Below are 22,049 nucleotides of genomic sequence, written 5' to 3'. Positions count from 1 at the left end.
TCACAGGCTGCGCGCGGTCAGATGCGCCTTGAGCGCGCGCAAAATACGGCGATGCGCGCCCCTGTGACGGTTGCGCAGATGGATCGCGGCATAGACTGGCTGTTCGATCTTGGGCGCGCGCGCCACGCGCCGGGCCAGCCCCGCGCGCTCGAGATCAAGCGCCGTGGCACGCAGCACATAGGTGCTGCCGCCAAGCGCTGTCAAAAGCCCCCGGATCACCGCGTTTTGCCCGCTTGAGACGATGCCAACCGAAAGCATGGGCAACAGCGCAGAGTGCGTTGCGGAAAAGGCCGGGGCGTAATTGGGCAAGATGTAGCTTTCGGGCCGGATATCGCCGAGATCCTCGGCCTCGGTCGAGACCATGACATAGCCCACCTCGCCCAAGGTCTCGAAATGCAGATCGGGATGGGGCTTGGGTGTGTAGTGAATGGCCAGATCAAGCTGACCATCGCGCACATCGGCGCACATCTGGGCCGAGTAATCGGCCTCGACGTAAAGCGCGGTATCGGGCACCGCCCCTTGCACCGCCTTGACCCAGTCGGCCACTTGATCGCCCAGCAGATCATGCTGGATGCCGATCCGCATCGCCATAGCGGCATTGCCCGCGCCGCGCACCGCTTGGCCCGCCGCCGTCCAGCCATTGCGCAAGCCGCGGGCATGCGGCTCGAAGCGCAGCCCTTCGGTGGTGAGTTCCGTGCCTGCGCGGCTCCGTTCCAAAAGCTTGCAGCCCAAGGCCGCCTCGAGCGCCTGCACCCGGCCCGAGATGGTCGATTGCGTCACCCCCAGACGGTTGGCCGTGCGATTGAAGCTGCGGGTTTCGCACAAGTCGAGAAAGGTTTCGATCTGCTCGAGGGTCATGGCCAATCCTAATCGGTTTATCCGATCAATACACATCTCTGTGGCGAATTGAACTCGTGTCTTGCTGGGGGAATACTGTCAGGTGAAATAAAGGGGGGACAGCACATGTCGGATCTACCGGGTCATGCGCGCGTTGTGATCATTGGCGGTGGTGTCGTCGGTGTCTCGGCGCTTTATCATCTGGCGCGTGCAGGCTGGACCGACTGTGTTTTGCTTGAGAAAAACGAACTGACTGCAGGCTCGACATGGCATGCGGCGGGCAATGTGCCCACCTTTTCGACCTCGTGGTCGCTGATGAATATGCAGCGCTACTCGACCGAGCTTTATCGCGGGCTTGGGCAAGCGGTCGATTACCCGATGAACTACCATGTCACGGGCTCGATCCGCCTTGGCCATTCAGATGAGCGGATGCAGGAATTTGCCCGCGCACGGGCCATGGGGCTTTATCAGGGCATGAAGCTAGAGATCCTCAGCCCTGATGAGATCAAGGCCAAATACCCTTTCATCGAGACCCATGATCTGAAAGGCGCGCTCTACGACCCGGCCGATGGCGATATCGACCCTGCACAGTTGACCCAAGCGCTGGCCAAGGGCGCGCGCGACATGGGGGCGACCATCGCGCGGTTTTGCCCCGCCACGGGCGTCAGCCGCGAGAACGACGAATGGATCGTGCATACCGACAAGGGCGACATCCGCTGCGAGATCGTCGTCAATGCGGCAGGCTATTATGCCCAGCGTGTCGGCGAATGGTTCAAGCCCTATGGCGGGCGCACCGTGCCGATGATGGTGATGAGCCATCAATACATGGTCTTTGACGAGGTGCCGGAAATCCGCGATTGGGCGCAGGCGGCCGGTCACAAGCTGCCGCTTTTGCGCGATGTCGATAGCTCTTATTACCTGCGGCAAGAAAAGAACGGCTTCAACCTTGGCCCCTATGAGCGGCCCTGCCGCGCGCATTGGGCCGACCCCGCCGATCCCATGCCCGAGGATTTCAGCTTTCAGCTCTACCCCGACGATCTGGAGCGGCTGTCCTTCCAGATCGAAGATTCGATGGCGCGCGTGCCGCTGTTGGCCGAGGCCGGGCTTGCCCGCGTGATCAACGGCCCCATCCCCTATACGCCCGATGGCAACCCGCTGATCGGGCCAATGCCGGGCGTGCCAAATGCGTTCGAGGCTTGTGTTTTTACCTTTGGCATCGCGCAAGGCGGTGGCGCGGGCAAGGTACTGTCCGAATGGATCACCCAAGGGGCGACCGAATGGGATATGTGGTCCTGCGATCCGCGCCGTTTCACCGATTACACCGATCACGATTATTGCGTGCAAAAGGGCATGGAGGTTTACGGCCACGAATACGCCATGCATTTCCCATGGCACCGCTGGCCCGCCGCCCCCGACCGCAAGACCTCGCCCATCCATGACAGGGTCAAGGCGCTTGGCGGGCAGATGGGCGCTTATGGCGGCTGGGAACGCGCCAATTGGTTCGCGCAACCGGGCGACGATATCTCGGAGGAAGCGACCCAGACATGGAACCGCGCAGGCCCGTGGGAAGCGCGCATCCGCGAGGAATGCGAGGCAGTGCGCGATGATGTGGGGGTTCTCGACCTGCCCGGATTTTCGCGCTTCCGCCTGACGGGGGATGGCGCGGGTGAATGGCTTTTGGGCAAGATATCGGGTGGTTTGCCAAAACCGGGGCGGCTGGGCCTTGCCTATTTCCCCGACACGCGCGGGCGCATCGTGACCGAAATGTCGGTCGCTTGTCACGGGCCGGATGACTACACGCTGATCACGGCGGCAGTTGCGCAATGGCATGACCGCGAATGGCTGGAGCGTGATCTGCCCCCCGGTCTGTCCTTGGCAGACCAAAGCCGCGAGATCGGCACGCTGATCGTGACCGGCCCCAGATCGCGTGACTTGCTGGCCGCCATCGGCACCGATGCCGACCTGACCCTGCCATGGCTGACCCATCAGACGGCGCAGCTTGCGGGCCAACCTTGCTGGCTGGCACGCGTGTCCTTCGCGGGTGAGCTGGGCTGGGAAGTTCATGCCGAAAACGATTATATGCCAGATATTTACGATGCGATCCTCAAGCAAGGCGTCAAGCCCTTTGGCATGTTTGCGCTGAATTCCTTGCGGATTGAGAAGGGCTACCGCGCGTGGAAGGGCGATTTGTCCACGGATTACAGCCTGTTGCAGGGCGGTCTTGATCGTTTTATCCGCTTTGACAAACCCCAAGACTTCCCCGGCAAACAGGCCCTTTTGGCCGAGAAACAGGCGGGTGTGGCCAAACGCTTCGTCACCTTGCGCGTCGATGCGGGCGCGGCGGATGCGCCCTATATGTCGACGCTGTGGCACGAGGGTCAGGTTGTTGGCGAAACCACATCCGGCGCTTGGGGTTACCGCGTGGACGGGTCCATCGCGCTTGGCATGCTGCGCGCCGATCTGGCCGTGCCCGGCACCAAGATCGAGGTCGATATCTACGGCCAGCGCTGTGCCGCCGTGGTGCAGGAAGATCGCCCGCTTTGGGATGCTGACAACACAAGGCTGAGGGCTTGATCATGGCAAAACCCCCAACGCACGCCCGCGCGGTGATTATCGGCGGCGGCGTCTCTGGCTGTTCGGTCGCCTATCATCTGGCCAAGCTTGGCTGGACTGATATCGTGCTGCTCGAGCGCAAACAGCTGACCTGCGGCACCACATGGCACGCGGCGGGGCTGGTGGGCCAGCTGCGCGGCAGCCAGAACATGACGCGCTTGGCCAAATACTCTGCCGAGCTTTACACCAAGCTGGAGGCGGAAACCGGCGTTGCCACCGGCATGCGACAGGTCGGCTCCATCTCGCTGGGGCTAACCGCCGACCGGCGCGAGGAATTGCTGCGCCAAGCGACCGTTGCCCGCACCTTCGGCGTCGAGGTGCATGAGATCACCACCGCCGAAGTGCGCGCCATGTATCCGCATGTGGAAATCGGCGATGTCACCTGTGCCGTGCATCTGCCGCTCGACGGGCAATGCGACCCGGCCAATATCGCGATGGCGCTGGCCAAGGGCGCACGGATGGCGGGCGCCACGATCATCGAAGGGGTCAAGGTCACTTCTGTCACCGATGATGGCGCGCGTGCGACCGGCGTGAACTGGGACAATGGCAGCGAACAGGGCCATATCGCCGCCGATGTGGTGATCAACTGCGGCGGCATGTGGGGCCGCGATCTTGCCGCCCAGTCGGGCGTCACCTTGCCGCTGCATGCCTGCGAGCACTTTTACCTCGTCACCGAACCTATTGAGGGGCTTGGCCATTTGCCGGTTCTGCGGGTGCCTGATGAATGCGCCTATTACAAATCCGATGCGGGTAAGATGATGCTCGGCGCATTCGAGCCCAAGGCCAAGCCATGGGGCATGGGCGGTATCCCCGAGGATTTCTGTTTCGACGCCCTTCCGGAAGATTTCGAGCATTTCGAGCCGATCCTTGAAATGGCAACCAAGCGCATGCCGATGTTCCAGACCGCGGGCATCCACACCTTCTTCAACGGTCCCGAAAGCTTTACCCCCGATGACCGCTACTATTTGGGCGAGGCGCCGGAACTGAAGGGTTACTGGATCGCGGCGGGTTACAACTCCATCGGGATCGTGTCGTCTGGCGGCGCAGGCATGGCGCTAGCCCATTGGATCACCGAAGGCGAGCCGCCCTTTGATCTCTGGGAGGTCGATATCCGCCGCGCCCAACCCTTCCAGCGCAATCGCCGCTACCTCAAGGAACGCGTGACCGAGACCTTGGGCCTGCTTTACGCCGATCACTGGCCCTATCGTCAGGTGGAAACCGCGCGCGGTGTGCGCCGCTCGCCCATCCACGAGCATCTGAAAGCCGAAGGTGCCGTGTTCGGCGAGGTTGCTGGCTGGGAACGCGCCAATTGGTTCGCCGATCCGGGGCAAGAACGGGAATACCGTTATAGCTGGGGCCGCCAGAACTGGCATCAAAACCAGCGCCGCGAACATATGGCGGTACGCGAGGCCGTGGGCCTGTTCGACATGACCTCTTTCGGCAAGATCCGGGTCGAGGGGCGCGCGGCTTGCGCCTTTCTCAACCGCGTCTGCGCCAATCAGGTCGATGTGGGTGTGGGCCGCGTGGTCTATACCCAAATGCTCAACCCGCGCGGTGGGATCGAAAGCGATCTAACCGTCACGCGCCTATCGGAAACCGCCTATCTGTTGGTGGTGCCGGGGGCGACGCTTCAACGCGATCTGGCATGGCTGCGCCGCCATCAAGGCGATGATGCGGTCGCCATCATCGATATGACAGCGGCGGAAGCGGTGTTTTGCGTCATGGGGCCGAAAGCGCGCGATCTTTTGTCGGCGGTCAGCCCCGATGATCTGAGTCACAAAGGCTTTGCCTTTGGCACCGCGCGCGAGATCGAGATTGGTCTGGGCATCGCGCGGGCGCATCGCATCTCGTACGTCGGCGAACTGGGGTGGGAGCTTTACGTGTCGACCGATATGGCCGCACATGTCTTTGAGTCCTTACATTCGGCAGGTGCCGATCACGGGCTGAAGCTTTGCGGGCTACACACGCTTGATAGCTGCCGGATCGAGAAAGCCTATCGCCATTTCGGCCATGACATCACAGATGAGGATCATGTGCTGGAGGCGGGCTTGGGCTTTGCGGTCAAGACCACCAAGGGCGACTTCATCGGCCGCGACGCGGTGCTGCACAAGCAAGATCAGGGGCTTGCGCGGATGATGCTGCAGTTCCGGCTCGAAAACCCCGAACCGCTCTTGTTCCATAACGAGGCGATCTTGCGCGATGGCAAGATCGTGGGGCCGGTGACCAGCGGCAATTACGGCCATGCCTTGGGCGGTGCGATCGGGATGGGCTATGTGCCCTGCCCCGGTCAGAGTGCCGAGGATGTTTTGGCCTCAACCTACGAGATCGAGGTGGCAGGCGTGCGGCACAAGGCCGTGGCGTCGCTTGCGCCGATGTATGACCCCGCCTCGGCGCGGGTGAGAATGTAACCGCCGCGCGCGACCCGCTGAGGGCACCGGCAACAGGAACGGGCAGTCAAATGGCAAATGATGAAATGCTGGAAATCGGCGAAACCTGCGAACCCGCACGCGCGCGGCGCTCAGGTGGGCGTGCGGCCCGCGTCGCCCTGCGCGCGGCCCCCTTATCCGAGGATATGCGCCCCGTGCGCCCCGGCATGGCGGGCGGCCAGTACCGCCCGATCAGCGATGCAGGGGTGCAGAAAATCCACCAAAGCGCGCTGGAAGCTTTGGAGGTGATCGGCCTGGCCGATGCGCCGCCCTCTGGTGTCGAGATCCTGACGGGTGCAGGCGCGATCTTGGGCGATGACGGGCGCATCCGCTTTCCCCGTGCGCTAGTCGAGGACATGCTGACTGTCGCGGCCCGCAACATCACACTGCATGCGCGCGACCCCAAGTTTGACATGCATCTGTCTGGTACCAACGTGCATTTCGGCACGGCGGGGGCGGCGGTGCATATCGTCGATCCGGTCACGCATGAGTATCGCGAGTCGACCGCGCAAGACCTCTATGATGCTGCCCGCCTCGTCGATAATCTCGACAATATCCATTTCTACCAGCGCACGATGGTCTGCCGCGATGTGAAGGACAATCGCGAGATGGACCTGAACACGCTTTACGGCTGCCTTGCCGGCACGAAGAAACATGTCGGCACATCCTTCAGCGACCCCGCCCATGTGGCCGATTGCTTCGAGATGCTGCATATGGTGGCGGGCGGCGAAGAGAAGTGGCTTGAACGCCCCTTTGTCAGCAATTCCAACTGCTTCGTCGTGCCACCGATGAAATTCGCCGAGGAAAGCTGCATCACGATGGAGGATTGCATCCGTCGTGGCATGCCGATGCTTTTGCTCTCTGCCGGTCAAGCGGGCGCCACGGCCCCTGCCCCCATCGCACTGGCGATTGTGCAGGCGGTGGCCGAGTGCCTCGCGGGTGTGGTCTATGTCAACGCGATCAAGAAGGGTGCGCCTGCGATTTTCGGCACTTGGCCCTTTGTCAGCGATCTGCGCACGGGCGCGATGTCGGGCGGATCGGCGGAACAGGCATTGCTCACGGCAGGCTGCGCGCAGATGCACCGCTTCTACGACCTACCCGGTGGGGCGGCCTCGGGGATTTCCGACAGCAAGCTGCCCGATATGCAGGCGGGCTGGGAACAGGGCATCACCAATGCGTTGGCGGGGCTTTCGGGGCTGAACATGTGCTACGAGGCGGTGGGCATGCATGCCTCGCTTTTGGGGTTCTGTCTGGAAAGCCTGGTCTTGGGCGACGACCTTTTGGGTCAGGCCATGCGGCTGGTGCGCGGCATCGATGTGACCGAGGACAGCACCGCGATCGACGCAATGAAGCAGGTGTGCCTGGGTGGCCCCGGCCATTACCTCGGGACCGATCAGACGCTAGGGCTGATGCAGACGGAATACATCTATCCCAAGGTCGGCAACCGGATGAGCCCCAAGGAATGGGTCGAAGCGGGCCAACCCTTGCTGCTTGATACCGCCATTGCGCGCAAGAACGCGATCTTGGCCAGCGCGGGCTGTCAGGTCTCGCCCGAGATCGACACAGCCATCCGCGCGCGCTTCAACATCTATTTCCGGTAAGAGCCGATGCTGCATCGGCTTTCCCAGCATTACGTCGCGGGGGCGTGGCAAGCACCCATTGCCCGCGCGACGCTGCCCTTTGCTACGCCCGCCACGGGGGCGGTTCTGGGGGAACTGGCCGTGGGCAATGCCCTAGATGCAGACCGCGCGGTGATGGCCGCGCGCGGGGCGTTCGAGGGGTTTTCAAGCTGGCCCGTGGCAGATCGGATCGCGCTGCTCGAGGCGATCTTGGCGGCCTACAAAGCCCGCTATGACGAGATCGCACAGGCCATGTCGACCGAGATGGGCGCCCCCATCACCCAAGCGCGTGACGCTCAGGCTTGGGCGGGCCAGATCCATCTGGAAACCACCATCCAAGCCGCCCGCGATTTTCATTGGGAAGAACAGCGCGGGTCAACCCGCATCATCCGCGAGGGGATCGGCGTTTGCGCGCTGATCACGCCGTGGAACTGGCCGATGAACCAGATCGTGTGCAAGGTCGCGCCTGCGCTTGCGGCAGGCTGCACTATGGTGCTGAAACCCTCGGAACTGGCGCCTTTGTCGGCGCTGCTTTTTGCCGAGCTATGCGATGAGGCGGGTGTGCCCCCCGGCGTGTTCAACCTTGTGAACGGCACAGGCGCAGATGTCGGCGCGCATCTGGCCGCCCACCCTCAGGTCGATATGGTCTCCTTCACTGGATCGACGCGCGCCGGTGTTGCGGTCGCCCAGGCCGCCGCGCCGACGGTCAAGCGTGTAGCGCAAGAGCTGGGCGGAAAATCAGCCAATATCATCCTGCCCGAGGCAGATCTGTCGACAGCCGTCGCGGCCGGAACACTCGCCTGTTTCGGCAATACAGGCCAAAGCTGCGATGCGCCGACGCGCATGTTTGTGCCGATGAACAAGATGGAGGCGGCCCTTGCCGCCGCGCGGGCGGCCACTGACACCGTGATCTTGGGCGACCCAGCCGACCCAAGCGTCACCATGGGGCCGCTCATCTCGGGCGCGCAATGGGACAAGGTGCAAGGGCTAATCCAGACCGGCATCGCCGAAGGCGCAACACTTGCCGCAGGCGGCCTTGGCCGCCCCGATGGCATCAACCACGGCTGGTTCGTGCGCCCCACAGTCTTTGGCCATGTCACCCATGAGATGACCATCGCGCGCGAGGAAATCTTTGGGCCTGTCCTGTCGATCATCGGCTATGACAGCGTGGATCACGCCGTCACCATGGCCAATGACACGGTTTACGGCCTTGCCGCCTATGTCTCCGGCCCATTGGAAGAAGCGCGCAAGGTCGCGCGGCGGCTGCGCGCGGGACAGGTCAATATCAACGGCCCCGATTGGGATACCTTCGCCCCCTTCGGCGGCTACAAGCAATCGGGCAATGGCCGGGAATATGCCGATTGGGGCATTCACGACTTTTGCGAAATCAAGGCACTGGTGGGATACGGATCATGAATTACGGCTATATCGGTTTGGGCAATCTGGGCGGGCATATCGCGGCAAGCCTGATCCGCGCGGGCCATCAGGTGACGGTCTATGACCGCGACCCCAGCCTTGCGCTGCGGCTGTCCGAAATGGGGGCGACGGTCGCGGGAAGTGCCGCCGAGGTTGCAGCCGCCACCGATCACGTCTTCACCTGCCTGCCCTCACCCGCTGTTTCCGAACTGGTGCTGGCCGAGATCCTGCCCAAGATGAAGCCGGGCGCGACATGGATCGAGAACTCCACCCTTGGGCGCGACGACATCGTGCGGCTGGGTGCGATTGCCGAAGCCGCCGGTATCCGCTTGCTCGAGGCACCCGTGACAGGCGGCGTGCATCTGGCCGCGCGCGGCGAGATCACGGTGCTTGCGGGCGGCGACGCTGATCTCGTGGCACTTCACCGCCCCGCGCTTGAGGTGATCGGCAACAAGCTGTTCCATATGGGCCCCTTGGGCAGTGCCGCGATCATCAAGGTGATCACCAACATGCTGGCCTTCATCCATCTGGTGGCCGATGGCGAAGCGCTCATGCTGGCCAAGCGCGGCGGGCTTGACCTCAAAACCGCGTGGGAGGCGATCACCGCCTCCTCGGGCAGCTCCTTTGTCCATGAGACCGAGGGGCAGCTGATCCTGAACGGCAGCTACGACATCGCGTTTTCGATGGATTTGGCGCTCAAGGATCTGGGCTTTGCCATGGGCTTTGGCCGCGAGTTTGGCGTGCCGCTCGATCTGGCGGGCATGACCAACCAGACCTTCGTCAAGGGCAAGGCCGCCTATGGCGGCGAGGCGCAATCGACCCAGATCGTCAAACTGCTCGAGGATGCGCTCGGCACCGATCTGAGGGCCGAGGGCTTTCCGGCTCGTTTGACCTGATCACCCAAAGACCAAGCCACCATCTACGATCAGGTTCTGCCCTGTCACTGCCCGGCTCCAAGGTGAGGCGAAAAACAGCACCGCATCGGCCATCTCGGCCGGTGTGGTGACATGGCCAAGCGGCGTTTGGCTGGCCACGATGTCGAACACGAATTCGGGCGTGGCGGCACTTGCATCGGTGGTGCGAAGCAATCCGCCCGAGACCATGTTGACCGTCACGCCCAATGGCCCAAGCTCTTTCGCCGCTGTCCGTGTCAGCGCCAAAAGCGCGCCCTTGGCGGCGGTGTAGTCGTGATAGGGCACGACCGGGTTTTGCATCAGGTTCGTGCCAATGGTGATGACGCGCCCATAGCCTTGGGCCGCGAAATGGGGCCGCAGCGCCGTGATGCAATGAAGCGCGCCGCCCACCGCCGTCTCGGCCTGCGCCGCGATCTCGGCCCATGCCATCTGGTCGAGGCTGTGGCGCGCATCGCCGTTGAAGGCAAAATCGGCCAAGGCGTTGTGCACCAGCACATCGGGCGCGCCGAACTGCGTGGTGATCTGGTCCACCATCGCCGCGACCGAGACAGGATCGGTCACATCGCCCTGAAAGGCGGCGGCGCGGAGGCCAAGCTCTGCCGCCAAGGCCTCAGCCCCTTCGCGGCTGTTGCGATAGTTGATCGCGACCTTTGCACCCTCGCGAGCAAAGGCGCGCGCGATGGCGGCGCCAAGGCCGCGCCCCGCGCCGGTGACAAGAACGGTCTGATCGGAAAGCGCGCGCGTCATGGCAGCAACTCCTGTGGGAAAGCGTGGAAATGATGGGTGGGCCCATGGCCTTGGCCCACGTTCAGCGCATCGGCCCCTGCGATGGCGCGCGCGACATAGTCTTTGGCGCGCGCCGCCGCCTGATCGAGGGGCAGGCCGTGGCCCAGAAAACAGGCCAGCGCCGATGATAGCGTGCAGCCCGTGCCATGGGTCTTGCGGGTGATCTGGCGCGGGCCGGGCAGCCATGTGAGCCCGTTTGACCCCGCCAAAATATCGGGGCAATCGCCACCCGGCAGATGCCCGCCCTTGAGCAGCACGGCTTTCGGCCCCAAGGTCAAAAGCGCCTGCGCCTGCGCTGCCATTTCCGCGCGGCTGGTGGCCTCGTGCGCACCCAACAAATCCGCTGCTTCGGGCAGGTTCGGGGTGATGACCGTGGCATGCGCCAAACTCGCGCGCAACGCCGCCACGGCGTCTTCCAACAGCAAGCGGTCGCCGCTTTTGGCGACCATGACCGGGTCAAGCACGATCGGCGCGTCCAGCCCACCAAGCGCCCCCATGACGGCCCGAATGATGGGTGCTGTGCCCAGCATGCCGATCTTAACCGCGTGAATGGCGATATCTTCGCGGATCGCGGCGATCTGTGCCGCGACCATCTCCGGCTCGATCATCTGCACGGCGCGCACGCCTTGGGTGTTCTGCGCCGTCAGCGCCGTGATCACGGCCATGGCATAGCCGCCATTGGCCGAGATCGCCTTGAGATCGGCCTGAATACCCGCGCCCCCCGAAGGATCAGAACCAGCGATGGAGAGGATATTGGGGATCATGCGGCCTTCCATTCTGCAATCAGCGCACGGGTGGCAGCCACGGGGTCAGGGGCGCGGGTTACGGCACTGACGACCGCCATGCCGACCGCCCCCGCCCCGCGCACGGCGCCCGCATCGCCGGGTTTCAGCCCGCCGATGGCGTAGCTTGGCATGGGCAAAAGCGCCGTTATCCGGGCGAGCCCCGCAAAGCCCGTGGGGGCGGCATGGTCGGGCTTGGTCGCCGTGGCGCGCACCGGACCGACACCGGCATAATCGACGCAGGGCGGCACAAGGCGGGCCTGATCTTCGGTCTCGACCGACAGGCCAAGGATCATCCCCGGTGGCAGACGCCGACGGATTGCCAGCGGATCACCATCGCCTTGCCCGATATGGAGCCCATGCGCGCCTACCGAAAGCGCCACCTCGACCCGGTCATTGACGATCAGGCACACACCCATCGCTTCCATCTCGGGCAAGATCGCGCGCAAAAGCGCCGCGATCTCGGCGTCAGAGGCTGTCTTGTCGCGGATCTGGATGATGCGCGCCCCACCCTTGGCCGCCGCGCGCACCTGATCGGGCACGGGCAGCGGGGCTTGCGCGTCGGTTACGACGTAAAGCGGGCCAATCATGCTTGGGTGATCCGTGCGCCCGCGCTCAGATCCTCGGGCGTGATCGTGTAGAGCGCATCAAGGAACGCCGATTGAAACCCGCCGGGGCCGCGCGCGCCTTGCGCGGCAATCTCGCCTGCCAGCCCGTAATAGGCCATGGCAGCCACCGTCGCGGGCAATGCCGCTTGGCCCACCAGAAACGCCGCGATCACGCCGTTGAGCGAACAGCCCAAGGCAGTGACGCGCGGCATCAAATCATGGCCGTTGGCGACACGATAGGCCGCCGTGCCATCGGTGATGTAATCGACCGCCCCCGAGACCGCGACGACACCGCCCGTGGCGCGGGCCAGATCGCGCGCCGCAGCCTCGGCCGCCTCGACCGGGTCGGCGGCATCGGCACCGCGCCCCTTGGCCCCCAACCCCGCAAGCGCCAGAACCTCCGACGCATTGCCCCGGATCACGCTTGGGCGCAGATGGAGCAGCCGCGCGCAGACCTCCTGACGATAGCGCGTGGCCCCGACCCCCACGGGGTCTAGCACCCAAGGCCGCCCTGCCCCCGCCATGACAGCGGCGGCCATCTCCATCGCCTCGGCCCATGGGGCATCGAGCGTGCCGATATTCACGCTCAGCGCTTGCGACAGCCCCGCAAACTCCGCCACCTCCTCGCGGGCATGGACCATGGCGGGCGAAGCCCCGGCGGCAAGCAGCACATTGGCCATGATGTTCATGGCGACGTAATTGGTGATGTTGTGGACCAAGGGCGCGGTGGCGCGCATTTGGTGCAAATACTGGCCGGTGTCGTTCATCACATCCTCCCGCAGCGTGGGGGAGGCCGATGGCGGGTCACGACAGGCCTTTGGCCCAGATGCACCCGGTCACGGACTCCCTACGCCAGCATGATCTGGTTCAGGTTCAAAGGGTGCTTCTCAGCCCAAGCGGTTGCCCGGACGCCCCTGTCACAATGCGGACCATTATCGTGGGCCTCAATCTTGTCAAGAGGACCGGATCAGCTGGGGTCAAATGTCCAGCGATAAGCGGGCGGGGTCGGGCCTTTGTTGCGCCCGCCCTGCTCTGTTTGTTCCCACACATGGGCCAAGATGCCGACCGAACGCGACAGGCCAAAAAACCCGCGCGCCAAGGGTGCGGGGCAACCAAGCTCGGCATAGATCACCGCCGTGGCCCCATCGATGTTAAGCGCGATGGGCTTGCCGCGCTCAGCCGCCAGATGCGCGCCGATAGCACGCGCGATATCGGCGAAACGGCCCGACACCGCCCCCGCTGCGGCGGCCTCATCGACCAGCGCCAAAAGCCGCGGCGCGCGGGGATCGACGGGTTTATGGAACCTATGGCCAAATCCGGGGAGGTAGGGGCCGTGCGCGGCCCGCCAATCATCCAGCGCGCGGCCCAGATCATCGGCATCGGCGACAGCGTGATAAAGTGCCACAGCCTGTTCACCCGCGCCGCCATGCACATCGCCCAGCATATTGAGACCCGTGGCCATTGCCGATTGCAGCCCCACGCCACAGGTGGCGGCCATGCGCGCGGCGGCAATCGAGGGGGCTTGCGGCCCGTGATCGACAGCCGAGACCAGCGCCGCCTCGAACAGCGCCGCGCGCGGGCCCTCGATCTTTTGCCCCATGACCATCAGCCAGATCATCGGCGCAAAGCCGATATTGCCGATCAGATCTTGTATAAGATGACCACGCAAGCTGATCCGCCCCGGTTCCATCTCGATGATGGCGGTGCGCCACCAATCGGCCACATCGGTTTTGTCGGTCAAATCACGCCCTCCGCGCGCAGGGATTGGATCGCGGCCAGATCGTAGCCAAGCGCTTGCAAAATGTCATCGCTGTGCTGGCCAAGGGCGGGCGGCGGGGTGGTGACGCTAGGGCGCATGCCGTCGATCATGGCCCCCAGCCGCACCAGATCGACAGGGCGGCCCACCCCCGGCACAGCGTCGAACCGACCGATGAAATCGCGGCCTGTAATCTGCGGATGGGCCAAGATCGCGGGTACGCGCATCACCGCCCCTGCCGGCACGCCGATGGTGGCCAATTCCTCGGCCCAGATCTCGGCCGGGCGCGTGGTGAGCACGGTTTCCAATTCGGCGCGCAACCTATGGCGGTTCAACTTGCGATCCTCGCGCGTGGCGAAATCGGGGTGCGCGCAGAGATCAGCGCGGCCCAGATGCCCTGCCAGCGCCAGCCATTGATCATCGGTATTGGCGGCGATGTTGATCGGCGCGTCACTGCATTGAAAGGTACCCGAGGGGGCGGAGGTCGGGTTTTCATTGCCCTGTGGCTCAGGCTCCACGCCCCCTACCAGATGGTTCGACACCACCCATCCCATCGTCGCGAGCACAGCCTCAAGCATCGAGACATCGATAAAAGCCCCGCGCGGCTGGGCGTTGAGTGCTGCGCCAATCGCCATGGCCGCCGTCAGCCCGCCGATCGTATCGGCCAAGGGATATCCCACGCGCAGGGGCGCGCTGCCCGCATCACCCGTGATTGACATCACACCTGCCGCCCCCTGCACGATCTGGTCATAGGCTGGGCGGTCGGCCCATGGGCCGGTCTGGCCAAAGCCGGAAATCGCGCAATAGATGAGCCGGGGGTTAAGGCTGCGCAGGTGATCAGGGCCAACGCCCAAGCGATCCATCACGCCGGGGCGGAAGTTTTCGACCAGCACATCGGCATCTTTAACAAGCCGCTCAAGGATCGCGCGCCCCCGCGTATCCTTGAGGTTCAGCGTCAGCGAGGTTTTGCCCGCATTTTGCGCCAGAAAGCTGATCCCCATGCCGCGCGCCGAGAGATCGGGATCGGCACCCAGATTGCGGGCCAGATCGCCCCGGCCCACCGCCTCGATCTTGACCACCTCGGCGCCAAGATGGGCAAGTTGCTGGCAGGCAAATGGGCCCGCCAGCACATTGGTCAGATCGAGAACCCGCACGCCCCGCAAGGGGGCCGTGGCCTCAGTCGCCATCAGCCACCACAGCGGCGCGCAACCTTGCCCGCCGCGCGCGGTAGCTTGGCAACACCACGAGGATCGCGGCCAGCACCAACAGCGCCAAGGTCATGGGCCTTTCAAGGATAAAGTCGAAACCGCGATAAAGCTGCATGGCGCGGGCGAAATTATCCTCCATCATCGTGCCAAGGATGAAGCCGATCAAAAGCGGTGCCAAAGGATAATCGGCAAAGCGCAGGATCGTGGCGATCACGCCGAAGCCCACAAGGATGAGCAGCTCGGTTGAATTGTTTTGCCCGATATAGCTTCCCATCAGAGTGAAGAACAAGATGAAGGGAATAAGATACTGCCTTGGGATCGTGAGGATTTTCGCGATATAGGGGATGAGCGGCAGGTTCAGCATCAACAACACCAGATTGCCGATATACATCGAGATGATGACCGCCCAAAAGACGTCGGGCTCATCGATCATCAGGCGCGGTCCGGGTGTCACGCTCAGCGCCAAAAGCGCGCCAAGCAAGATTGCAGTCGTACCAGAGCCGGGAATGCCCAAGGTCAGAAGCGGAACGAACGAACCCGAGCAAGCCGCGTTATTGGCCGATTCCGGTGCCGCCAACCCCTTGATCGAGCCATGGCCGAATTCCTCCTGCTCCTTGCCCTTGGCAAGGTTGCGCTCGACCGCATAGCCAAGGAAAGACGCGATGGTCGCACCTGCACCGGGCAGAACGCCGATGAAAAAGCCTTGGATCGATTGCCGCCCGATGACGGGGGCGATGGTGCGCGCCTCGGCCCGGCTGATGCGCAGATTGGTGATCTTGCCGCCCGCCCCGGTTGCGGCCCGGCCGGGGTTCATCACCAAAAACAGCGCTTCGGGCAGGGCAAACATCGCCATGGCCAGCGTGATGAAGGAAAAGCCCGATTGCAGCTCCATGATCCCGAAGGTGAAGCGCGGCATGTTAGACAACGCCCCCTCGCCCACCGTGCCCATCATCAGGCCCAAGATCGTCATCATCAGCGCCTTGCCCACCTGACCCGTGCCCGCAAAGGCCGCGATGGCCGAAAGCCCAACCACCATCAGCGCGAAATATTCGGCCGAATGGAACAAAAGCGCCACCGACGACAGCGCGGGCGCAAAAATCATCAACAAGATCGTGCCGATCGTGCCGCCCGCGAAGCTGGCGACAGCGGCAATGGTCAGCGCTTTGCCCGCCATCCCCTTGCGCGCCATGGGGTAGCCATCGAAGCTGGTGGCGACCGTGCCCGCGACCCCCGGCGCGTTGAGCAGGATGGAGGACGTCGAGCCGCCGAAAATCGCGCCGTAATAGACGCCCGAGAGCAAGATCAGCGCCGAGGCCGGATCGCCGATGCTGATCGCGATGGGGATCATGATCGCAATGATCGACATCGGCCCAAGACCGGGCAACATGCCGATGAGCGTGCCGATGACACAGCCCATCACCACCATCATCAGGTTGAAGGGCGTGACCGCCGCAGCAAGCCCTAACAGGAGACCTTCAATCATCTTCCACCCTCCTCAGGCCATGAACGCCGGCCAAGGGCGCAGGAAAATCCCCAACACCTCTTGTACCAGATACCAAATCGACCAAGCGGCGAGCGCGGAGACGGGGATCAGGATATAAAGCTTGCGCTCACCCAAGATCATCGCGCCCAGCATCAGGAACAATGTTGTTGATCCAAGAAAGCCCAAAGGCCTGAGCGCCATCGCATAGGCCAGCATCAGCCCAACAAGTGCAAGTGCAGGGATAATCTGGTACTCGCGCAGCTTCGCGATATCCATCGTGCCATCGGCCGGTTTGGCCGGGCTGTCGGCTTTGACGGTCTTGGGGCCAAACAGCACCATCAAACCAACGATGATGCCAGCGACCGCCAGCATCTTGGGGAATGTCGAGGGCCATATCGGATTGCGCCGCAAAATCGGCGGCAAGCTGTCATCCATGGTAAAGAACGCAGCATAGCCATAGACGCAACACAGCGTGATAAAGGCCAGCGCGATCCATCGATCAAGCGCCATGGTCGTCACTCCCCGATTTTTGGTCATTTATGGGATCGATTGACCAGAGCGCGCAATGGGTGCGCTCTGGTCCTTGATCATGCCGCCCGCGCAATCACGCTGGCGGCGGCGTGCTTAGAGAAAGCCCAGCTCGCGCATCAGATCGCCAAGCTGCGTTTCCTGTGCTTCGAGGAATTCCGTGAATTCCGCGCCGGGACGGTAGATATTGACCAGACCCATGCTGGCGCGCACGGTTTCCCACTCGGGGGTTTCCATCATCGCGGCCAGCAAATCCTGATAGGCCTGCACCTTTGCACCATCCATGCCCGGTGCGGCAAAGAACCCGCGCCAGTTCACGAATTGCGCGTCGATCCCCTGCTCGGCGAAAGTGGGGGTGTCAGCCGAGGCCGGCACACGCTCGGGCGCGGTCACGCCAAGGATGCGCACGACACCCTGATCAGACAGCGCGATCGCCTCGGAGAAGCCGGTCGAGAGCGCGTCGATCTCACCCGACAACAGACCGGCCATCGCCTCGCCACCAGCGTCATAGCCGATGTAGTTGAAGGCGGTCGGATCTTCGCCTGCGGCCTGCATCACGATAGCCGCGACAAGGTGATCCATGCCACCGGGAACCGAGCCACCGCCGATGGCGAAATCCATCCCGTCAGCGCGGTACATGGCCAGCGCATCGGCCATTGAGGTGATGGGGCTATCGGCCTTCACGACAATTGCCGCATAATCGCCAACGGTGCCTGCCACAGGCGTCAGGTCACGGAAGCTTTGCGAAATCTCGCCGGTCAGCGCGCGGATTACGATGGGGGTCGAGTTGACCATCAAGGTGCCATCGCTCGATGCGGCGTTTTCGATCAGGCTGGCAATCGCCACGCCGCCGCCACCACCCGACAGGTTTTCATAGGTTGCGCTGCCGATCAGACCGGCATTGACCAATGCCTCGCCCGTGCCGCGCGCGGTGCCATCCCAACCGCCACCGGCACCGCCGGGGATCAGGAAATGCACTTGGCCCATCATTTGATCTGCTTTCGCCATGCCCGAAAAGGCCAGCGTTGCGGTTGCCGCGGCCAACATGGCGCGGCGCGTCCACCCATAGGTGTTCATGGTCATCCTCCCGTTTGACAGGCGGTCCTCCGCCGCCCATGGTGCCAATCCAACACGAAAAGCTGACAGAAGCCTGACAGCTTGGGCGATGGGGGCAAATGGGGGTTCGGGCGGCGATGCGCTACCTGTTGGTCGAGGATAATCTGGAACTGGCCGAGGCGCTGATCAGCCGCCTTGTGCTGGATGGCCATGCCGTCGATCACGCCGCAACATTGGCCGAGGCCGAGGATTGTTTGGCCGCAGCCCTTTACGACCTGATCTTGCTCGATGTGATGCTGCCCGATGGGGATGGCCGCGAATTCCTCGCGCGCAGCCGCACAAAAATCGAAACTCCCGTGATCGTGCTGACCGCGCGCAGCCAAGTCTCGGACAGGGTCGGCGCGCTCGATCAAGGGGCCGATGATTACATCACGAAACCTTTTGATTTCTCAGAGTTAGAGGCGCGTTGCCGCGCGGTGCTGCGCCGTCGCGGCGGGGCCGCGCGCAACCAGATCACGCTCGGTGGCTGTCAGTTCGATCCGCTCTCTGGCACGCTGTCGCGCGGCGAGATGGTGTTGGAGCTGAAAAACCGCGAGATCCGCATGCTTGAGGTTTTCGCCCGCCATCCCGGCCAGATCTTGTCCAAGGCGCATCTGATGGATCGGCTGTTTTCCTATGACGCCGCTGTGACCGAAAACGCCATCGAGGTTTATGTGGGCAGGTTGCGCCGCCGGATCGAAACAGTCGGCCTGAAGATCGAGACGGTGCGCGGCTTGGGCTACCGAATCGAGACGGGTGCGCCGTGATCCCACGCGGCTCCATCGGGCGGCGATTGACCCTGCTTCTGGCGGGGGTTGCGGCGCTGTTGTCGCTGCTCAGTTGGGGGATGGTCACCGGGCTGGCACGCCAAGCGGCCGAACGGACCCAGGACAATGTCTTGGCCGCCTCGGCCATCACCATCGCCGAGACCTTGCGCAGCGAACAGGGCGAGGTGCGGCTGGAACTACCCTACTCCGCCTTTTCCATGCTCGACGCCATCGGCGAGGACCGGGTGTTTTACCGCGTGACGGCGGCGGGTGACTTGTTGACAGGCTATGCCGATCTGCCGCCCCCCGATCAGGGTTTGGCACCGGGTCAGGTCGATTTCGCCACCGGCCTTTATTCGGACGAGGTGATCCGCATGGCCTCGGTCCTGCGGGTGGTCTTGGCGGGTGCGCAGCCCATACCGGTGATCGTCACCGTCGCCCAGACACGCCAAGGCGTGGATCAAATCGCCGCCGAGTTGTCGCGGCTGGCCGCCGTTTTGTCGGTCGCGTTCTTCGTCGTGGCTGTGGCGCTGTCGGCGATTGCCGCGCGCACTTCGCTCCGCCCATTGAACGAGATCGCGGCCGCCGTCTCGCGGCGCGGGCCATCCGATCTGCGCCCTCTGCGCCGTGCGGCACCGGCCGAGCTTGCCCCCTTGATGACCGCGCTCAACCGCTTGATGGACCGTTTGGGCCAATCCATCCGCCGGTCCGAGGATTTCATCGCCGAGGCAGCACACCGCGTGCGCACGCCCTTGGCCACCGTGCGCACCCAAGCCGAGATCGCGCTGCACAGCGTCAGCGACGAGACCGAGCGCCAGCGCCTACGCGGCATTATCCGGGCCGTCGATGAAAGCTCGCGCTCGGCGGGGCAATTGCTGGATCATGCCACGGTCGCCTTTCGCGCCGACGATCTGGCGCGCGATCCCATCGATCTGGCAGATCTTGCCCGCCAAACCGCCGCCACGCTCGAGGCGACAGCCGCCTTGCGCGATATCCATCTGCAGCTCAACCTTGCACCCGCAAAGGTGGCGGGGGATGCGGTGCTGCTCGATAGCGCACTGCGCAATGTTTTGGATAATGCGATCAAATACTCGCCCGAGGATACGACCGTCAGCATCACGGTGTCCAAGCTGGGGGCCATGGGCCAGATCACCATCACAGATCAGGGGCCGGGCCTTGGCGATGGCCCTGTCGAAGCCTTGACCGAACGCTTTCGGCGTGGGGCCAATACCGGCGGCATCGTGGGCTCGGGTCTGGGGTTGACCATCGCGCGTGATGTGGTCGCAGCCCATGGCGGGCATCTGGCATTACAACATGCAGAGAACGGGAGGGGTGCATGCGTATCCTTGGTTTTGCCCTTGGCGTGATCCTGTCATGGACTGGGGCCATTCTCGCCTATGAGGTCGAGGAGGAGCGTTTCTACCCCGGCACCGGGCCAGTGGTGTTGCGCGTCATCTCGACCGCCGACTTGGCCGTATTCGAGCCATATTTGCGAGCTTTTCAGACCCAGCGCCCCGACATCAGCATCGCCTATACCGTCACCTCATCGACCGATCTATATGCCGCGATCCGCGATGGCGCGCCCTTTGATCTGGCCTTGTCCTCGGCGATGGATTTGCAATTTCAACTGGCCAATGACGGCTTTGCGCGCAGCTATCGCTCGGCTATGACCGCCGATCTGCCCGATTGGGCGCGCTGGCGCGATTTGATCTTTGCCTTCAGCGCCGAACGCGCGGTGGTCGTGGTCAATGGCGAGCGGATCGCAGGGCTGCCACTGCCTGCAACACGGCAAGAGCTGATCGCGCTGTTGCGCGACAACCCCGCGCGGTTCCACGGGGCTGTGGGTACCTATGATGTCCGCGAAAGCGGTCTGGGCTATCTTTTTGCCACCAAAGAGACACGTTCAACCGATGTCTATTGGCGGCTGGTCGAAGTGATGGGGCGGCTTGACCCAAAGCTATATTGCTGCTCGGGGCAGATGATCGACGATGTGGCGGCGGGGCGGCTGGCTATGGCCTATAACGTCTTGGGCAGCTACGCCGCCGAGCGTTTGGCGCGCGATTCCGGTGGGCGGGTGCAAATCCTGCGGATGGAGGATTTTGAGAACATCATGCTGCGCACCGCGATCATCCCGCGCAACGCCGAGCAGGTCGAGGCCGCAGGCGCGCTAATCGATCTGCTGTTGGAAACGGGCGTGCGCGCCACGGCGGATGACTGGCCCCTGCCGCCCTTGGGCGAGACGGGCGGGGCCGATGGGGCGGGGTTCAGCCCGATCCGGCTTGGTCCCGCGCTGATGGTCTACCTTGATCCGCTCAACCGGCGCACCTTTCTGGCGGAGTGGGAAAACGCGATGGAACAGCGTTAATGCTTGTAATCGGGGTTTTCGGCATCCAGCACCATACGCATGCCACGCATGAAATCGGCCTCGGCCTGCGGGTCGCCCTCTTGCTGGCGGGCAGTGATCTCGGCCACCTCGGGTGAGAGCTCGCGCAAGTCCCGCCCCGTGGACAGCGCGATGATGTAGGTGCGCGCCGCCCGCTCGAAATAATACATCCGCATAAAGGTTTCGGCGACCGTTTCACCGATGAAAAGCACGCCGTGGTTGCCCATCACCATGGTGCGGATCGAGGGGTCTTGGAACATGCGCGCGCAGCGCGTTCCCTCCTCCTCCATCGCAAGGCCGCCATAATTCTCGTCGATCACGATACGGTTGAAAAACATCGCCGAACTTTGATCGATGGGTGGCAGGCGGCTATCGGCAAGGCTGGCCAGAACCGTGGCGTAGGTGGAATGCACATGCATCGCGCAGCGCGCATGCGGCACATGGCGGTGCAGGCTGGCATGCAGCCCCCAAGCGGTGGGATCGGGCGCATCCTCGCCCTTGGCGCTTTCGGGATTATTGGCGTCGATCACCCAGAGGTCCGAGGCGCGGATGCGGCTGAAATGACGCCGCGGATTGATCAGGAATTGCGTCCCCTCATCATTGACCGCCATCGAGAAATGATTGGCCACCCCCTCATGCATCCCCTCGCGTGCAGTGAGGCGAAACGCAGCCGCCAGATCGGCGCGGGTATCGGCATGATTCATCGTCGTATCCCTTCCCATTTGCGTGCAGGCTAGCGGGCCGATCACGCCCCGTCCAGTTCCTTGGCACAACCTTTGAGCGATGATCTCGAGTCGCCAAAACTTTAGATAGTAACTTTCTTTCAAT

General features: G+C 63.4%; 19 protein-coding genes and 1 riboswitch. Of the genes, 8 read left to right on the top strand and 11 right to left on the bottom strand.

The genetic code is table 11. The annotated features are described in order from the left end of the window. Positions 1 to 858 carry a LysR family transcriptional regulator gene (locus tag KG698_RS00350; RefSeq protein ID WP_213683594.1) on the bottom strand — a complete coding sequence of 286 codons (858 nt, stop codon included), beginning with the start codon at positions 856 to 858 and terminating at the stop codon, positions 1 to 3. A 105-nt stretch (positions 859 to 963) separates the two neighbouring features. On the opposite strand from KG698_RS00350, the gene KG698_RS00345 reads away from it, so the two are divergent. From KG698_RS00345 to KG698_RS00325, 5 genes are read left to right on the top strand one after another with little or no spacing between them, the layout of a single operon-like run. After that, positions 964 to 3,411 carry an FAD-dependent oxidoreductase gene (locus KG698_RS00345; protein WP_213683593.1) on the top strand — a complete coding sequence of 816 codons (2,448 nt, stop codon included), beginning with the start codon at positions 964 to 966 and terminating at the stop codon, positions 3,409 to 3,411. A gap of 2 nt (positions 3,412 to 3,413) precedes the next feature. Further along, positions 3,414 to 5,858, top strand: coding sequence for an FAD-dependent oxidoreductase (locus KG698_RS00340; protein ID WP_213683592.1), 2,445 nt, complete (start codon positions 3,414 to 3,416; stop codon positions 5,856 to 5,858). Between the two features lie 50 nt (positions 5,859 to 5,908). Beyond that, positions 5,909 to 7,477, top strand: a complete 1,569-nt coding sequence (locus KG698_RS00335; protein WP_300982733.1) for a trimethylamine methyltransferase family protein — start codon at positions 5,909 to 5,911, stop codon at positions 7,475 to 7,477. 6 nt (positions 7,478 to 7,483) lie between these two features. After that, positions 7,484 to 8,911, top strand: a complete 1,428-nt coding sequence (locus tag KG698_RS00330) for an aldehyde dehydrogenase family protein (protein WP_367114003.1) — start codon at positions 7,484 to 7,486, stop codon at positions 8,909 to 8,911. Further along, positions 8,908 to 9,807: an NAD(P)-dependent oxidoreductase gene (locus KG698_RS00325; RefSeq protein ID WP_213683591.1), complete on the top strand. Its 900-nt coding sequence runs from the start codon at positions 8,908 to 8,910 to the stop codon at positions 9,805 to 9,807. The genes KG698_RS00330 and KG698_RS00325 overlap by 4 nt, the downstream gene beginning before the upstream one ends. Here KG698_RS00325 and KG698_RS00320 read toward each other — a convergent pair whose 3' ends face one another. From KG698_RS00320 to KG698_RS00280, 9 genes are all read right to left on the bottom strand, one after another. Continuing rightward, positions 9,808 to 10,572, bottom strand: coding sequence for a 3-oxoacyl-ACP reductase (locus KG698_RS00320; protein ID WP_213683590.1), 765 nt, complete (start codon positions 10,570 to 10,572; stop codon positions 9,808 to 9,810). Beyond that, positions 10,569 to 11,375: a bifunctional hydroxymethylpyrimidine kinase/phosphomethylpyrimidine kinase gene (gene thiD, locus KG698_RS00315; RefSeq protein ID WP_213683589.1), complete on the bottom strand. Its 807-nt coding sequence runs from the start codon at positions 11,373 to 11,375 to the stop codon at positions 10,569 to 10,571. The genes KG698_RS00320 and thiD overlap by 4 nt, the downstream gene beginning before the upstream one ends. Beyond that, complete coding sequence (thiE, locus tag KG698_RS00310; RefSeq protein ID WP_213683588.1) at positions 11,372 to 11,983, bottom strand: thiamine phosphate synthase; 612 nt, start codon at positions 11,981 to 11,983, stop codon at positions 11,372 to 11,374. Before thiE ends, thiD begins: the two co-directional genes overlap by 4 nt. Beyond that, positions 11,980 to 12,768: a hydroxyethylthiazole kinase gene (thiM, locus tag KG698_RS00305; protein WP_213683587.1), complete on the bottom strand. Its 789-nt coding sequence runs from the start codon at positions 12,766 to 12,768 to the stop codon at positions 11,980 to 11,982. Before thiM ends, thiE begins: the two co-directional genes overlap by 4 nt. Before the next feature lie 60 nt (positions 12,769 to 12,828). Further along, a riboswitch (TPP riboswitch) is annotated at positions 12,829 to 12,927 on the bottom strand. A 41-nt stretch (positions 12,928 to 12,968) separates the two neighbouring features. Then, complete coding sequence (locus tag KG698_RS00300) at positions 12,969 to 13,742, bottom strand: citryl-CoA lyase (RefSeq protein WP_213683586.1); 774 nt, start codon at positions 13,740 to 13,742, stop codon at positions 12,969 to 12,971. Beyond that, positions 13,739 to 14,944 (bottom strand): CoA transferase, encoded by a 1,206-nt coding sequence (locus tag KG698_RS00295; protein ID WP_213683585.1) that lies wholly within the window; start codon positions 14,942 to 14,944, stop codon positions 13,739 to 13,741. Before KG698_RS00295 ends, KG698_RS00300 begins: the two co-directional genes overlap by 4 nt. After that, positions 14,934 to 16,448 (bottom strand): tripartite tricarboxylate transporter permease, encoded by a 1,515-nt coding sequence (locus tag KG698_RS00290; RefSeq protein ID WP_213683584.1) that lies wholly within the window; start codon positions 16,446 to 16,448, stop codon positions 14,934 to 14,936. Before KG698_RS00290 ends, KG698_RS00295 begins: the two co-directional genes overlap by 11 nt. 12 nt (positions 16,449 to 16,460) lie before the next feature. Further along, positions 16,461 to 16,958 carry a tripartite tricarboxylate transporter TctB family protein gene (locus KG698_RS00285; protein WP_213683583.1) on the bottom strand — a complete coding sequence of 166 codons (498 nt, stop codon included), beginning with the start codon at positions 16,956 to 16,958 and terminating at the stop codon, positions 16,461 to 16,463. A 114-nt stretch (positions 16,959 to 17,072) separates the two neighbouring features. Continuing rightward, entirely contained in the window at positions 17,073 to 18,053 is a 981-nt protein-coding gene (locus KG698_RS00280) for a tripartite tricarboxylate transporter substrate binding protein (RefSeq protein ID WP_213683582.1), read from the bottom strand. A 116-nt stretch (positions 18,054 to 18,169) separates the two neighbouring features. Here KG698_RS00280 and KG698_RS00275 point away from each other — a divergent pair, with 116 nt between their 5' ends. From KG698_RS00275 to KG698_RS00265, 3 genes are read left to right on the top strand one after another with little or no spacing between them, the layout of a single operon-like run. Further along, positions 18,170 to 18,838 carry a response regulator transcription factor gene (locus KG698_RS00275; RefSeq protein ID WP_213683581.1) on the top strand — a complete coding sequence of 223 codons (669 nt, stop codon included), beginning with the start codon at positions 18,170 to 18,172 and terminating at the stop codon, positions 18,836 to 18,838. Beyond that, complete coding sequence (locus tag KG698_RS00270) at positions 18,835 to 20,205, top strand: sensor histidine kinase N-terminal domain-containing protein (RefSeq protein ID WP_213683580.1); 1,371 nt, start codon at positions 18,835 to 18,837, stop codon at positions 20,203 to 20,205. Before KG698_RS00275 ends, KG698_RS00270 begins: the two co-directional genes overlap by 4 nt. Further along, positions 20,175 to 21,203: an extracellular solute-binding protein gene (locus tag KG698_RS00265; RefSeq protein WP_213683579.1), complete on the top strand. Its 1,029-nt coding sequence runs from the start codon at positions 20,175 to 20,177 to the stop codon at positions 21,201 to 21,203. Before KG698_RS00270 ends, KG698_RS00265 begins: the two co-directional genes overlap by 31 nt. Here the strand turns inward: KG698_RS00265 and KG698_RS00260 are convergent. Further along, positions 21,200 to 21,925, bottom strand: a complete 726-nt coding sequence (locus KG698_RS00260; protein ID WP_213683578.1) for a class II aldolase and adducin N-terminal domain-containing protein — start codon at positions 21,923 to 21,925, stop codon at positions 21,200 to 21,202. The genes KG698_RS00265 and KG698_RS00260 overlap by 4 nt on opposite strands. Between the last annotated feature and the right edge of the window lie 124 nt (positions 21,926 to 22,049).

It is taken from the genome of Roseicyclus sp. (assembly GCF_018402035.1).
GTDB lineage: Bacteria > Pseudomonadota > Alphaproteobacteria > Rhodobacterales > Rhodobacteraceae > Roseicyclus.
Note: the sequence above shows the minus strand (reverse complement) of the source record. Positions and strands in the feature narration are given on the sequence as shown.